At 73.9% G+C, this 13,239-nt stretch carries 12 protein-coding genes; 6 read left to right on the top strand and 6 right to left on the bottom strand.

Annotation, left to right across the window (positions count from 1 at the left end; all coding sequences use genetic code 11):
• Window positions 1-9: 9 nt before the first annotated feature.
• Both ACWDXC_RS19575 and ACWDXC_RS19570 read right to left on the bottom strand, forming a co-directional pair.
• Window positions 10-1,398 (bottom strand): family 2B encapsulin nanocompartment shell protein, encoded by a 1,389-nt coding sequence (locus tag ACWDXC_RS19575; RefSeq protein ID WP_449983737.1) that lies wholly within the window; start codon window positions 1,396-1,398, stop codon window positions 10-12.
• Between the two features lie 111 nt (window positions 1,399-1,509).
• Entirely contained in the window at window positions 1,510-2,316 is an 807-nt protein-coding gene (locus tag ACWDXC_RS19570; RefSeq protein WP_449983734.1) for a class I SAM-dependent methyltransferase, read from the bottom strand.
• A gap of 195 nt (window positions 2,317-2,511) precedes the next feature.
• Between ACWDXC_RS19570 and ACWDXC_RS19565 the strand changes: the two genes are divergently transcribed.
• The 4 genes from ACWDXC_RS19565 (at window position 2,512) to ACWDXC_RS19550 (ending at window position 6,675) form a co-directional block, all read left to right on the top strand.
• A complete protein-coding gene (locus ACWDXC_RS19565; RefSeq protein ID WP_246645771.1) occupies window positions 2,512-3,114 on the top strand; it encodes a Dps family protein in 603 nt (200 codons plus the stop codon).
• Between the two features lie 5 nt (window positions 3,115-3,119).
• Window positions 3,120-4,232 (top strand): PP2C family protein-serine/threonine phosphatase, encoded by a 1,113-nt coding sequence (locus tag ACWDXC_RS19560; RefSeq protein ID WP_449983730.1) that lies wholly within the window; start codon window positions 3,120-3,122, stop codon window positions 4,230-4,232.
• An 83-nt stretch (window positions 4,233-4,315) separates the two neighbouring features.
• The gene (locus ACWDXC_RS19555; RefSeq protein WP_449983727.1) at window positions 4,316-5,071 is read left to right on the top strand and encodes an ABC transporter ATP-binding protein; all 756 of its coding nucleotides are present in this window, start codon (window positions 4,316-4,318) and stop codon (window positions 5,069-5,071) included.
• Window positions 5,068-6,675 carry a hypothetical protein gene (locus tag ACWDXC_RS19550; protein ID WP_449983724.1) on the top strand — a complete coding sequence of 536 codons (1,608 nt, stop codon included), beginning with the start codon at window positions 5,068-5,070 and terminating at the stop codon, window positions 6,673-6,675. The genes ACWDXC_RS19555 and ACWDXC_RS19550 overlap by 4 nt, the downstream gene beginning before the upstream one ends.
• A 15-nt stretch (window positions 6,676-6,690) precedes the next feature.
• On the opposite strand, the gene aceE is transcribed toward ACWDXC_RS19550, so the two are convergent.
• On the bottom strand, window positions 6,691-9,141 hold the full coding sequence (gene aceE, locus ACWDXC_RS19545) for a pyruvate dehydrogenase (acetyl-transferring), homodimeric type (RefSeq protein ID WP_449983721.1): 2,451 nt from the start codon (window positions 9,139-9,141) through the stop codon (window positions 6,691-6,693).
• 18 nt (window positions 9,142-9,159) lie between these two features.
• Here aceE and ACWDXC_RS19540 point away from each other — a divergent pair, with 18 nt between their 5' ends.
• Together ACWDXC_RS19540 and ACWDXC_RS19535 are read left to right on the top strand one after the other, a co-directional pair.
• Window positions 9,160-9,804: a GntR family transcriptional regulator gene (locus tag ACWDXC_RS19540; RefSeq protein ID WP_449983717.1), complete on the top strand. Its 645-nt coding sequence runs from the start codon at window positions 9,160-9,162 to the stop codon at window positions 9,802-9,804.
• Between the two features lie 29 nt (window positions 9,805-9,833).
• Window positions 9,834-10,634 carry an SDR family oxidoreductase gene (locus tag ACWDXC_RS19535; protein ID WP_449983714.1) on the top strand — a complete coding sequence of 267 codons (801 nt, stop codon included), beginning with the start codon at window positions 9,834-9,836 and terminating at the stop codon, window positions 10,632-10,634.
• Between the two features lie 63 nt (window positions 10,635-10,697).
• Here ACWDXC_RS19535 and ACWDXC_RS19530 read toward each other — a convergent pair whose 3' ends face one another.
• The 3 genes from ACWDXC_RS19530 to ACWDXC_RS19520 all read right to left on the bottom strand — a co-directional run bounded on the left by ACWDXC_RS19530 (window position 10,698) and on the right by ACWDXC_RS19520 (window position 13,202).
• Window positions 10,698-11,672, bottom strand: a complete 975-nt coding sequence (locus tag ACWDXC_RS19530; RefSeq protein ID WP_449983711.1) for an aldo/keto reductase — start codon at window positions 11,670-11,672, stop codon at window positions 10,698-10,700.
• A 91-nt stretch (window positions 11,673-11,763) separates the two neighbouring features.
• Window positions 11,764-11,955, bottom strand: coding sequence for a ferredoxin (locus ACWDXC_RS19525; protein WP_449983708.1), 192 nt, complete (start codon window positions 11,953-11,955; stop codon window positions 11,764-11,766).
• Window positions 11,956-11,990: 35 nt separating this feature from the next.
• On the bottom strand, window positions 11,991-13,202 hold the full coding sequence (locus ACWDXC_RS19520; RefSeq protein WP_449983705.1) for a cytochrome P450: 1,212 nt from the start codon (window positions 13,200-13,202) through the stop codon (window positions 11,991-11,993).
• Window positions 13,203-13,239 lie beyond the last annotated feature (37 nt).

Below are 13,239 nucleotides of genomic sequence, written 5' to 3'. Positions count from 1 at the left end.
CCCGCCCGGCTAGGGCCGGGCGGCGGCGGCGAGGTCGGCGTCCTCCAGGATCCCGCAGGCGTCGGGCACCAGGACCGCCACCGAATAGTAGGCGCTGACCAGGTACGACATGATCGCCTGGGAGTCGACGCCCATGAACCGGACGTTCAGGCCGGGCTCGTGCTCCTCCGGCAGGCCCACTTGGTGCAGGCCCACGACCCCCTGGTCGTCCTCGCCGGTGCGCATCGCCACGATCGAGCTGGTGCCGTGCTCGCTGACCGGGATCTTGTCGCACGGGAAGATCGGGATGCCGCGCCAGGCGGGCACCGCGTGGCCGCCGACGTCGGCGCTGTCCGGCACCAGGCCGCGCCGGTTGCACTCGCGCAGGAACGCCGCGATCGCCCGCGGGTGGGCGAGCAGCAGGCGCGTCCTGCGGCGCATGCTGATCAGGTCGTCCAGGTCGTCGGGCGTGGGCGGCCCCGACCGCGGCCGGATCCGCTGGCCGTAGTCGGTGGCGTGCAGCAGCCCGAAGTCGCGGTTGTTGAGCAGCTCCCACTCCTGGCGCTCGCGGACCTCCTGCACGGTCAGCCGGAGCTGCTCCTGGAACTGGTTCATCGGCCCGTTGTAGAGGTCGGCGACCCGGGTGTGCACGCGCAGGACCGTCTGCGACACGCTCAGCTCGTACTCGCGCGGGCGCAGCTCGTAGTCGACGAACGTGCCGCCGAGCACCGGCTCGCCGGTGTGCCCGGCGGCGATGTCGAGCGCCGCCTCGCCGCGCCGGTTGACCGGCCTGCCGGCGAGCTCCGCGAACCGTTCGACGTGCTCGCGCAGCGCCGCCGACCGGCCGGAGATCCGCCGCAGGTCGGTCTTCCGCGACACCAGGATCGTGCTCGCCGTGGCCGCCCTGATCGTGTACGGCCAGCGCGCGTCGTCCTGGCTGAGCAGCTCGTCGCCGAACTGGTCGCCGTCGCCGATCACGCCACGGCGCTGCGCGGAGCCGTACGGGCCGGTGGAGAGCCGGTCCAGGCGGCCGTGCGCGATCACGTAGAGCTCGCTGACGGGCGCGCCCGCCTCGACGACGACCTCACCGGGCCGCACCTCGCGCTGCCGGAACGTCGCGGCGATCGTGTCCAGCACGCCGGTGTCGGCGAAGCCGCGCAGCACCGGGATCTCCGTCAGCGTCTCGGGGACGATCCGTACGTCGTCGGCGCCGGTGTGCGTGATGCCCACGCGCCCGCGCCCGACGGCGTGCGTCAGCCGGCGGTTGACCCGGTACGTGCCGCCCGCCACGTCGACCCACGGCAACCGGCGCAGCAGCCAGCGGGACGTGATCGCCCGCATCTGCGGACGGGTCTTGGTGGTCGTGGCCAGGTTGCGCGCGGCCTGGGTGTCCAGGCTCAGCCGCGGCTCCGTGGTCATGGTTCCTCGCAATCACCGATCCGGACCGTTCGCTCACTGAAAGTAATCATCACGCCACTCTCTGTAGAGTGGCGTGACGGCGAGGGAATGCTGGCGGCCCGCAACGACGATCTAGCGTCTGGCCGCCCACACCGTCCGGGTGGTGCGCACCTCCAGGTCGTCGCGCTCGCCGATGCCGTCGAGCAGGGCGTCGAGCGCGGCGAGGGAGGCGGCGTCGAGCGTGCCGTCGAGGCCGTGGCGCATGCGCCGCAGCGACCGCTCGGCGTAGCGGCCGGCCGAGGCGGGCAGCGGGTGCGTCAGCCGCACGTCGAAGACCCGTTCCGCCTCGACGGTGAAGCCGGCCGAGGCCAGGCGCGGCCCCCAGTCGTCGCCGAAGTGCGGCAGCGCTTCGGCCCGGCGCCGGTCCAGGATCGCATGGCAGCGCTCCTCCAGGCCGGCGTGCTCCTGGGGCAGGAAGCGCGGGAAGCCGGCCGTCTCCGCGGCGACCAGCAGCCCGCCGGGCCTTAGCGCGGCGTGCGCCCCGGCCAGGACGCGGCCGGGGTCGGCCAGGTGGTGCAGGGACGCCGACGCCCACACCAGGTCGACCTCGCCGACCGGCGGCCAGCCCGCGTCGAGGTCCGCCTGAAGGGTGCGGACCCGGCCCGCCAGCCCGCGCTCGCGGGCCCGCCCCTCCAGGTGGCGCAGCATCGGCTCCGACTGGTCCAGCGCGATCGCCTCGGCGTCGCCGAAGCGCTCCAGCAGGGCGAACGTGCCGGTGCCGGTGCCGCTGCCCAGGTCGAGCAGGCGGTGCGGCGGCCGGTCGGCGGTCAGGTCGCGGACCCAGGCGGTCACGTCGGACAGGTAGGAGTGCAGGACCTCGCCGTCGAGGTCGAGGATCTCGGCCAGCGAGTGGTCGTCGTGGTGGTGATGGTTCGCCATGCCGCCGACTCTAGGCACTGCTTGCGCGTGCGGCATACGGTCTTGCGTACGAAGCAAGAAAGAGGCGTTCGTCCAGGCCGACGGCGCAGCAATCTGCGGCCTTCGGGGCGATTCTTGCCCTGATGCGCGGATGGTGCTGGCGCTCGCTTGGGACGGCACCGGGAACCTCCCCGTTACGTGACGAAGGAGGACACCTTGGCCGGCAAACGCACGACCAGGAACGGCAGGAAGGCCGACAGCCAGCCGTGGCCGCACCTGAACGGGGTGCAGATCCAGGAGTACGGCACGGTCCGGATGTTCCCGCTGGGCCTGTCGTACGAGGCCCGCATGTACTCGTGCCAGCGCCTCAACCAGATCCTGGCCGACACCCAGATCCTGTACGCCCTGTACAAGAAGCACCACTGGCTGATGCGCGGCCCCACCTTCTACCAGCTCCACCTGCTGCTGGACAAGCACGCCGAGGAGCAGAACAAGCTCGTCGACCTGATCGCCGAACGGGTGCAGACGCTCGGCGGCGTGGCCGTCGGCGACCCGCGCCACGTCGCCGAGATCACCGTGGTGCCGCGCCCGCCGGACGGCGCCGAAGAGGTGCCCGCGATGCTGACGCGCCTGATCGAGGCGCACGAGACGATCCTCGTCGCCGCCCACGACGCCGCCGCCCGGACGGCCGAGATGGGCGACGACGGCACCAACGACCTGCTGGTCTCCGACGTCATCCGCACCGGCGAGCTGCAGACCTGGTTCCTGATCGAGCATCTGGTCGACACCCCGCTGGTCGAGCCGCCGCCGGGAGACTGACGCGGGTGAGCGCGGACCTCCCGGACCGGCTCGCCCGGCACGCCGCGCCGGCCGGGTTCACCGGCGCGTCCATCTACGTGGCGGACCCGTGGCAGCGCTTCCTCGTGCCGCTGCCGGGCCAGCGGGACGCGTCGGGGGCGGTGCTGGAGCCGCTGGGCGTCGACGACAGCGTGGCGGGCCTGGCCTTCCGCGGCATGGAGCTGGTCCGGTCGGGCGCCTCGGCGGCCGGGGAGCAGGTGTGGGCGCCGCTGCTCGACGGCACGCAGCGGATCGGCGTGCTCGGCCTGACCGTGCCGCTGTTCGACGCCGCCGCCGAACGGCGCGTCCGGCGGCTGGCCGCCCTGCTCGCCACGCTGGTGGCGGGCAGACGGCAGCCCGGCGGCCGGCAGGAGTGGCGCCCGCTGCCGGTCCGGGCCTTCGCCGGCGAGCGGGTGCTGGTCAGCGCGGCGCTGGAGCCCGCCTACGTGGTCGGCGGCGACGCCTTCGACCAGGCGGTCACCGGCGACGTCCTGCATCTGGCGATCTTCGACGCGATGGGGCACGACACCTCCGCTGGCCTGACCGCGGCGATCGCCATGGGCTGCTACCGCGACACCCGCCGCCGCGGCGCCGACCTGTGCGCCGCCGCCGAGGCGATCGACGCGGCGATCGCCGACCGGTTCGCCCGCACCCGGTTCGCCACCGGGGTGCTGGCCGCCCTCGACACCGCGACCGGCGAGCTGACCTGGGTCAACCGCGGCCACCACCCGCCGATGGTGCTGCGCCGCGGCCGGGTCGCGGCCACGCTGGAGACGCTGCCCGACCCGCCGATGGGCTTCCGGCTGGGCGCCGAGGCGGGCCCGTCACGCTTCAGGCTCGAACCCGGCGACCGGCTCGTCCTCTACACCGACGGCGTCGTCGAGGCCAAGAGCCCCGCCGGGGAGCCGTACGGGCTGGAGCGTTTCACCGAGTTCATCCTCCGCCGCGAGGCCGACGGCGTGAGCGCCCCGGAGACGCTGCGCCGCCTGATCCGGGCGATCCTCGACCACCAGGACGGCCACCTCCAGGACGACGCCACCGTCCTGCTGGTCGAATGGCGGGCGCTGCCGCGCCGCCACCCTCGCGGCGCACGTCTCTGAGTGGAACGGCACGTGCCGTGTTGACACTCTGCCCGGCATCCGCCCAGAATGAGCCAGCTCTCCCGATATTCAGGAAGAAGGCCGTGTTCGATTCCCCCGTTCCCGCCGTCGAGGTGGCGGACCTCATCCAGCGATTCGGGTCCGCGGTCGCCGTCGACCGGCTCAGCCTGAGCGTCCCGCCCGGGATGTTCTACGGCGTCGTCGGCCCGAACGGCGCCGGCAAGACCACCACCCTCATGGCCGTGTGCGGCCTGCGCGAGCCGACGTCCGGCACGATCAGGATCGCCGGCCACGACCTGCGCACCGAGCGCGAGGCCGCCCTCGCCCAGCTCGGCGTCATGATGGACGGGCTGTCCCTGCCCGAGCGGCTGACCGGCGCCGAGGTCCTGCGCTACAGCGCCGGGCTGCGCGGCCTGGACGACGGCTGGCAGGCCCGCGCGGGCGACCTGCTGGAGATCCTCGGCCTGGACGCGGTCCCGCGCACGCTGATCGTGGAGTACTCCACCGGCATGCGCAAGAAGATCAATCTCGCGCTCGCGATGCTGCACCGGCCCCGCGTCCTCGTGCTGGACGAGCCGTTCGAAGCCATCGACCCGGTCTCGGCCCACTCCATCGAGCAGGTGCTCAAGCAGTACGTCGAGGGGGGCGGCACCGTGCTCCTGTCGAGCCACATCATGGACTTCGTCGAACGCAACTGCCGCCGGGTGGCCGTGGTCGCCGGTGGCCGGGTGCTGGTCGAAGGGCCGACCGAGGAGGTGGCTGCCGGCTCGACGCTGAACGAGCGCTTCATCGAGCTGGTCGGCGCCGACCCGGTGCGCCCGCTGGAGTGGCTGCGATGACGGGCGCCCTGTTCGCGCTCAAGCTGCGCCTGCTGCGCAACGGCCCGCACAACGAGCGGGCCTTCAGCCTGGTCACCGGCCTGGTCCTGGCCGCCCTGGTGGTCGCGGGCTCGGCGCCGGCCGCCCGTGGCGTGATCCACGAGGGCTGGATCGCGGTGGCGCTCACCGTGTGGGGCGGCATGTGGGTGTTCGGGCCGCTGGCCCAGCCGCGCCACGACCCCTCGGTCATCTCACGCGAGTGGCTGCGCGGCTATCCGCTGCGCCCCGGGCGGCTGGCGCGCGCGCTGTCCTGGACGGAACTCCTCGGCGTCGGCCCGCTGATCACCCTGGCGTGCCTGGCGTCCCTGGTGGTGCTGGCGGCGCCGGGCGGCCCCGCGGCGGCGGCGATCGCCGCGCTGGCCGCCGCCGCCCAGCTCTACCTGCTGATCTGGGCGGGCAAGACGGTGGCGGCGCTGGCCGCCTGGCTGCTGCAGACCCGGGCCGGGATGACCCTGGCGGCGCTGCAGACCGCGATCATGCTCGCGCTGTCGTTCGCCGGATGGGTGCCGATCGCCGCCTGGCTGCTGCCGCGGCTCGGTGAGGGGGACACCGCGCTCGTCGTCCCCACGTTCGGGCATCTGCCCGCGCCCGTGATCGACGCGCTCACCGCCCTGCCCACCGGCTGGGGTTACGGCGTGGCGGTCGCCGTGCGTGACGGCGCCGGCTTCGGCGAGGTCGCGGCGCCGCTGGCGGGGTTGCTGGCCTGGGGCGTCCTGCTGCAGGCGGGCTGGATCGCGCTGACGGCGCGGGCGCTGCGCCGGCCGCCCCGCCGGGCGGTCCCGCGACGGCCGGCCGCGCCGGGCCGCCCGCTGCCGCTGCCCGGCACCGGCCCGCAGGTGGCGGCGGTCGTCTCGCGGGAGCTGGCCACCTGGCTGCGCGACCCGGCGCGCGGGGTGGAGCTGCGCAGCGCCTGGCTGACACCGCTGCTGATGGCGGCCGTCATCGCGCTCACCGACTGGAGCTGGGCCCTGCCCCTGGTGGGGCCCGCGGCGGCGGTGTTCGGCGCGATGGTCGCGGTCAACACCTACGCCCTGGACGGCACGGCCCTGTGGCAGCTCCTCACCACCCCGGGCGCGCTCCGGGCGGACGTGCGCGGGCGCATGGCGGCGTGGGCGCTGCTGTTCGGCGTCCCGTCGGTGGCGCTGGCGGCCGTGCTGTGGGCCGTGACCGGCTCGCCCCTGGGCGGTGCCGCGCTCGGCGGCGCCGTCACGGCCGCCGCCGCCGGCTGCGCGGCGGCGCCGCTGCTCGCGCTCGTGATGCCGGCCGTGGGCGCCGACGCCCGCGAGCGCGTCCACCCCGGCCAGCAGGCGGGCGATCCGACCGGCGGCCAGATGACGATCTTCCCGGTGGTCCTGGCGGCCGCCGCCGTGCCCGGCGTCGCCGGTGCGCTCGCCGGCGGCCCGGGGTGGGTGGCCGCCGCCGTCCTCCTGGCCGGTGCTCTCCTGTACGCCACCCCGGTGCTCACCGTGCGCCTGCTCCACCGGCGCGGCCCCGGCCTCCTGGACGCGATGGCCTCGCGCGACGCCGCCGTGCTCCGCCCGGCCGCACTCAAGGCCGGGCGGTAGCGGCGGCCGGGGTCGTCACTGGACGGCCTTGATCACCGCGTCCGCGATGGCGCGCGGGCTCACCCCGAAGTGCTCCCGCGCCGCCTCCCGCGTGTCGGACAGGCCGAAGCCGTCGGTGCCGAGCGACGTCCACGGGCGGCCGATCCACGGGTGGATCTGGTCCGGCACCGCCCGCATCCAGTCGCTCACCGCGATCACCGGTCCCTGCGCGTCCGCCATCGCCCGCTGCAGGTACGGCACGCCGTCGGCGGCCATCGCGTCGCGGCGCAGCTCGCTCCACGAGGTCACCGACCACACGTCCACGCCCAGCCCGTACTCCTCCTTCAGCAGCCGCTGCGCCTCCAGCGCCCAGTGGATCGCGGTGCCGCTGGCCAGCAGGTGGGCCCGCCCGCCGCCCTCGGAGCAGCGGTAGATGCCCCTGAGGATGCCCTCCTCGACGCCCTCCGGCATCGCCGGCTGGGGCAGCGGCTCGTTGTAGAGCGTGAGGTAGTAGAACACGTCCTCGCCCGTCGGCCCGTACATCCTGCGCAGCCCCTCCCGGACGATCACGGCCACCTCGTAGCCGAACGCCGGGTCGTAGGCCAGGCACGCCGGGTTGGCCGAGGCGAGCAGCTGCGAGTGGCCGTCGGCGTGCTGCAGCCCCTCGCCCGTCATCGTGGTGCGCCCGGCCGTCGCGCCGACGAGGAAGCCGCGGCCGAGCTGGTCGGCCAGCGCCCACATCTGGTCGCCGGTCCGCTGCCAGCCGAACATCGAGTAGAAGATGTAGAACGGGATCATCGCCTCGCCGTGGGTGGCGTAGCTGGAGGCCGCGGCGGTGAACGACGCCATCGACCCGGCCTCGGTGATGCCCTCGACGAGGATCTGCCCGTCGACCGCCTCCTTGTAGGCCAGCAGCAGCTCCCGGTCGACCGCGTCGTAGCGCTGACCGAGCGGCGAGTAGATCTTCGCGGTGGGGAAGAGCGACTCCATGCCGAACGTCCTGGCCTCGTCGGGCACGATCGGCACCCACCGGCGGCCGGTCTCCGGGTCCTTCATCAGCTCCTTGACCAGGCGCACGAACGCCATCGTGGTGGCGATCCGCCCGCCTCCCTTGGCCGCCGCCTGGAAGGGCCGCTCCGCGGGCGGGGGCAGCGGCGCGTACGAGACGGTCCGGCGCGGGATCGGGCCGCCGAGCGCGGCCCGCCGCTCGGCCAGGTAGCGCGCCTCCGCCGAGCCGGGGCCGGGGTGCAGGTACGGCGGCAGGTCGCCGCTCAGCGCCTCGTCCGGGACGGGCAGGCCGAGCCGGTCGCGCATGGCGGCGAACTCGTCCTGGGTGAGCTTCTTCATCTGGTGGTTGGCGTTGCGCGCCTCGACCCCGGCGCCGAGCGTCCAGCCCTTCACCGTCTGCACCAGCACCACCGTGGGCGCGCCCCGGTGGTCGAGCGCCGCACGGTAGGCGGCGTGCACCTTGCGCGGCTCGTGCCCGGCCCGCGACCCGCCGACGATCGCGCGCAGCTGGTCGTCGCTGTAGGGCGCGGCGACGGCCTCCAGCCCGGCGAACAGGCTCTGCCTGATGTACGCGCCGGTCGAGGCCGCGTACGTCTGGAACTGGCCGTCCGGCACGGCGGAGAGCCTGGCCACCAGCTCGTCCGAGCCGAGCAGCCCGTCCCAGTCGCGGCCCCACAGCGCCTTGACCACGTGCCAGCCCGCGCCCCTGAACACGCTCTCCAGTTCCTGCACGACGCTGGTGTTGCCGCGTACGGGCCCGTCGAGGCGCTGCAGGTTGCAGTTGATGACGAAGGTGAGGTTGTCCAGCCCCTCGCGGGCGGCCAGGGTGAGCGCGGCGGTGGCCTCCGGCTCGTCCATCTCCCCGTCGCCGAGGAACGCCCACACGTGGCTGCGCGAGGTGTCCTTGATCCCCCGGTTCAGCAGGTAGCGGTTGAACCGCGCCTGGTAGACGGCGTTGAGCGGGCCCAGGCCCATCGACACCGTGGGGAACTGCCAGAAGCCGGGCATCGCCCGCGGATGCGGGTAGGAGGGCAGCCCGCCGGCGGTCTCCCGCCTGAACAGGTCGAGCTGCGCCTCGCTCAGCCGCCCCTCCAGGAACGCGCGCGCGTAGACGCCGGGGGAGGCGTGGCCCTGGAAGTAGACCTGGTCGTCGGCGCCGTGGAAGAAGTGGTTGAACCCGACCTCGTACAGCCAGGCGGCCGAGGCGTAGGTGGCCATGTGGCCGCCGAGGCCGAGCACGCTGCCCCGGGTGACCATGGCCGCCGCGTTCCACCGGTCGTAGGCGGCGATGCGCTCCTCCAGCTCCAGGTCGCCCGGGTAGTCGGGCTCCCGCTCGGTGGGCACGGTGTTGAGCGGGCGCGTGCCGGTGGCGAGCCTGCGCAGCAGGAACTCGGCGCGCTCGTCACCGGCGGCCCGGCGCACCGCCTCCAGCGACTCCAGCCACTCCGCGGTCTCCTGAGGGTCCAGATCTCTCTGCATGCCTCCATTAAACACCCTATGATCGATCATCCGGTCTATGATGGTCGGATGAATCCGGTCGAACGGTCCCCGCTCCGCGACGAGATCCGCCAGGTGCTGCTGGACGGCCTGATCGACGGCCGGTGGGAGCCCGGCGACCGCATCGTCGAGCGCCGCCTCGCCACCGAGCTCCAGGTCAGCCAGGCCCCGGTCCGCGAGGCGCTGCGCGAGCTGGAGGCGCTGCGGCTGATCGAGACGGTCCCCAACCGGGGCGCCCGCGTGCGCGCGTTCACCGCCGCCGACCTGCGCGAGGTCTACCAGGTCAGGGCCTGCCTGGAGGAGAAGGCCGCCACGCTCGGCCGCTCCGACGCCGACGCGCTGGAGCTCCACCTGACCCGGCTGCACGAGGCCGCGACCGCCGGCTCGCTCACGGACCAGGTGCGGCACAGCGTCGCCTTCCACCGCGAGATCGTCGCCGCCTCGCGCAACGCCGTGCTCGTGTCGGTGTGGGAGTCCCTGGGCATCGAGGTGTGGACCCACCTGTCGATCCGCCTGTTCAGGGTGCGGCTGCACGAGAACGCGGCCGACCACGGGCCGATCGTCGAGGCGTTCCGGCGCGGCGACCCGGCCGTGGGCCGCCTGCTGCACGACCACGTCCTCGGCTACGCCCCTCCGCAGCCATAACCCCCAGCGGAGCGGGCAGGGGCAGCGGCATGGGCAACGGGTACGACAAGGTGGCGATCGTCACGGGGGCCGACTCCGGCATCGGCAGGGCGACCGCCGTGGCACTGGCCGAGCAGGGATTCGACGTGGGCATCACCTACCACTCCGACCGCGACGGCGCCGAGGAGACCGCACGGCAGGTGCGCGAGCTCGGCCGGGCGCCCGCCGTGCGCGGGCACGACCTCACCGATCCGGAACGCGCCGCGGGCGTCGTCGACGAGCTGGCCGACGAGCTCGGCGGGCTCGGCGCGCTGGTCAACAACGCCGGCACCGGCACCGCCGAGCCGCTGCTGGACATGGGGTACGACCGCTGGCGCTCGGTCGTGGCCGTCGACCTCGACGGGCCGTTCCTGTGCGCGCAGCGGGCCGCCCGCCGCATGATCGCCTCCGGCAGGGGCGGGCGGGTCGTCAACGTCACCAGCGTGCACGAGGAGCACCCGCGCGTCGGCGCGGGGCCGTACTGCGCGGCCAAGGGCGGGCTGCGGATGCTCAGCCGGGTGCTGGCCCTGGAGCTGGCCGAGTACGGCATCACGGTCAACACCGTGGCGCCGGGCGAGATCGCCACGCCGATGACCGGGCAGGAGGACCTGCCGCCGCAGCCGGGCACCCGGCCCGGCTACCCGGTGCCGAGGCCGGGCGACGCCCGCGAGGTCGCCGCCGTGATCGCCTTCCTGGTGAGCCCCGCCGCCTCGTACGTGACGGGCGCGAGCGTGTTCGTGGACGGCGGTCTCGGCCTGATGGGACCGCAGGCCGCCGGCGCGCTCGGCTCGGGCGACTGGCGCACGGGCTGAGCACGCGGGCTGAGCACACGGCCGAGGGCCCCGGCCACCGCACCGGCTTACCGGGCCGGACCGTCAGCCCGCCAGGCCGGCCTCCTTGGCGGCGGCGTCGATGGCCGCGAGCTCGTCGGCGGTGAAGTCCAGGCGGTCGACGGCGGCCACGTTCGCCTCCAGCTGCTCGGGGCTGGAGGCGCCCACGAGCACCGAGGTGACGCGCGGGTCGCGCAGCGCCCAGACGAGCGCGAGCTGGGCCACCGACTGGCCGCGCGCCCGCGCCAGCCCGGCGAGCGCCCGGACGAACGCCAGCACCTGCGGCGTCACCCGGTCCGGCGTGAGGAAGCGCCCCTCGGCGGCACGCGAGTCGGCGGGGATGCCGTCGAGATAGCGGTCGGTGAGCAGCCCCTGCGCCAGCGGCGAGTAGACGACGCAGCCGACCCCGTGCTCCTCCAGCACGCCCAGCAGCGAGTCCTCGATCTCCCGGTTGAGCAGCGAGTAGGACGGCTGGTGCACCAGGAGCGGCGTGCCGAGCTCGCGCAGCAGCCGGGCGGCCTCGGCCGTGCGCTGCGGGGAGAAGTTGGACACGCCCACGTACAGCGCCCGCCCGGTCCGCACCAGGTGATCGAGCGTCGCCACCTGCTCCTCCAGCGGGGTGTCCGGGTCGTCCCGGTGCAGGTAGAAGATGTCGACGAAATCGAGCTCCAGCCGGGCCAGCGAACGGTCCAGCGTGGCGAGCAGGTGCTTGCGCGAGTTGCCCTTGCCGTACGGGCCGTCCCACATGGGGTTGCCGCCCTTGGTGGTCACCACCACCTCGTCGCGCAGCGAGCGCGGCAGCAGCCGGCCGAACGCCGACTCGGCGGCGCCCAGCGGCGGGCCGTAACGGTCGGCGATGTCGACATGCGTGATGCCCAGGTCGAAAGCCTTGTGCAGGATCGCCCGCTGCCCGTCGAGCGGCTTGCCGCCGCCGAAGTTGTGCCACAGGCCGAGCGACACGGCGGGAAGCAGGAGGCCGCTACGGCCACACCTTCTGTACGGCTGGCGTTCGTAGTCCACGGTGCACCTTCCGGCGTGATCAACAGGATGGGCGACATGTCCGTCGTGCCCTGATGAATCACCGTAGCGGCATCTCCCCGGCCCGTCCGGGTCAGCCGAGCTCGATGGCCGCCCCCGGGCACACCGCCGCCGCCTCGCGGACCGCGTCGTGCTGGTCCGCGCCCGGCTCGGCCTGGAGCACGACGACGATGCCGTCGTCGTCACGCTGGTCGAACACCTCCGGCGCGATCAGCACGCACTGCCCGGCACCGCAGCACTTGTCCTCGTCGACGATGACCTTCATCCCGATCTTCCCCTTTCCGATGACCAGCGGACCGGCTACCAGCGGACCGGAACGGTGCGCAGGCCGCCGACGGCCAGCCCCTCCACCCGCTCCAGCTCCCCGGCGGGCACGGCCAGCTCCAGCGTGGGCAGCTTGCGCAGCAGCACCTCCAGCACGACCTGCAGCTCGGTGCGGGCCAGCGCCTGCCCCAGGCAGGAGTGCGCGCCCGCGCCGAACGCCAGGTGCGGGTTGGGGCTGCGGGTCAGGTCCATCTCGCCGGCGGCCTCGAACGCGCTCTCGTCGCGGTTGGCCGCGGCCATGCTGCACACCACGGTCGTGCCGCGCGGCAGGACCGTGCCGCTGACCTCGGTCTCCTCGCCCAGGTAGCGGGGCAGGCCGAAGCCGGCGTTGGCGTCCAGGCGCAGCGTCTCCTCCACGGCCGTGCGGATCAGCTTCGGGTCGGCCAGCAGGCTCTCCCAGCGGCCGCGGTCGGCCAGCAGCATGGAGACCATCTTGCCGATCATGTTGGCGGTGGTCTCGTGCCCGGCGACCAGCAGGCCCATGCCGGTGACCACGATCTGCAGGTCGGACAGGCCGCCCTCCTCGGGGCCGCCCACCGCGATCAGCTCGCTCAGCAGGTCGTCGCCGGGAGCGGCCCGCTTGCCCGCCACCAGGTCGGACATGTACTGGAAGAACTCCGCCTGCGCGGCGTCGATCTCCTCCTTGCCGTAGCGGGTGAGGTTGAGCAGCGTGTCGGACCAGTACGAGAACCGGTCGCGGTCCTCCGCAGGCACGCCGAGCATGTCGCAGATGACGTAGACCGGCAGCGGGAAGCCGAGGCTCGCCCTGAGGTCGCCGGGCGCGCCGCCCGCGACCATCTCGTCGATCAGGTCCTCGGCGATCTTCGTCATCGACGGTCGCAGGGCCGACATCCGCTTGGCGGTGAACCACCTGCCGACCAGGCGCCGCCAGTGCTGGTGCTCCTCGCCGCCGTCGGGGATGATCGTCGCCATCTCGTTGCTGAACACGCCGCCGCCCTCGGCCGACAGCCGGGCCGCGTCGGGCGCGGTGAGCTGCCGGGTGAAGCGCGGGTCGGCCAGCACCTGCTTGACGTCGTCGTAGCGGGTCAGCAGCGTGGCGGTGTCGCCGCTGGGCAGCTTCACGTGGGCCACCGGGCACTCCTTGCGCAGCTCCGCCCACTCGGCGGGCGGGTCGAGCGCCGCGTCACTGGGGATCGGGTAGCGCAGGACCTGCTCGTTGACGCTCATGCGGCATCTCCTCTGCGGTAGTGGTTGGTCACGCGCG

It is taken from the genome of Nonomuraea sp. NPDC003214 (assembly GCF_053590035.1).
Note: the sequence above shows the minus strand (reverse complement) of the source record. Positions and strands in the feature narration are given on the sequence as shown.

What these genes read in the sequence shown, in the direction of transcription:
- ACWDXC_RS19575 (WP_449983737.1), bottom strand. Translation starts at nt 1,398, where the DNA reads ATGACCACGGAGCCGCGGCTGAGCCTGGACACCCAGGCCGCGCGCAAC.
- ACWDXC_RS19520 (WP_449983705.1), bottom strand. Translation starts at nt 13,202, where the DNA reads ATGAGCGTCAACGAGCAGGTCCTGCGCTACCCGATCCCCAGTGACGCG.
- ACWDXC_RS19550 (WP_449983724.1), top strand. Translation starts at nt 5,068, where the DNA reads ATGACGGGCGCCCTGTTCGCGCTCAAGCTGCGCCTGCTGCGCAACGGC.
- ACWDXC_RS19540 (WP_449983717.1), top strand. Translation starts at nt 9,160, where the DNA reads ATGATCGATCATCCGGTCTATGATGGTCGGATGAATCCGGTCGAACGG.
- ACWDXC_RS19570 (WP_449983734.1), bottom strand. Translation starts at nt 2,316, where the DNA reads ATGGCGAACCATCACCACCACGACGACCACTCGCTGGCCGAGATCCTC.
- aceE (WP_449983721.1), bottom strand. Translation starts at nt 9,141, where the DNA reads ATGCAGAGAGATCTGGACCCTCAGGAGACCGCGGAGTGGCTGGAGTCG.
- ACWDXC_RS19535 (WP_449983714.1), top strand. Translation starts at nt 9,834, where the DNA reads ATGGGCAACGGGTACGACAAGGTGGCGATCGTCACGGGGGCCGACTCC.
- ACWDXC_RS19525 (WP_449983708.1), bottom strand. Translation starts at nt 11,955, where the DNA reads ATGAAGGTCATCGTCGACGAGGACAAGTGCTGCGGTGCCGGGCAGTGC.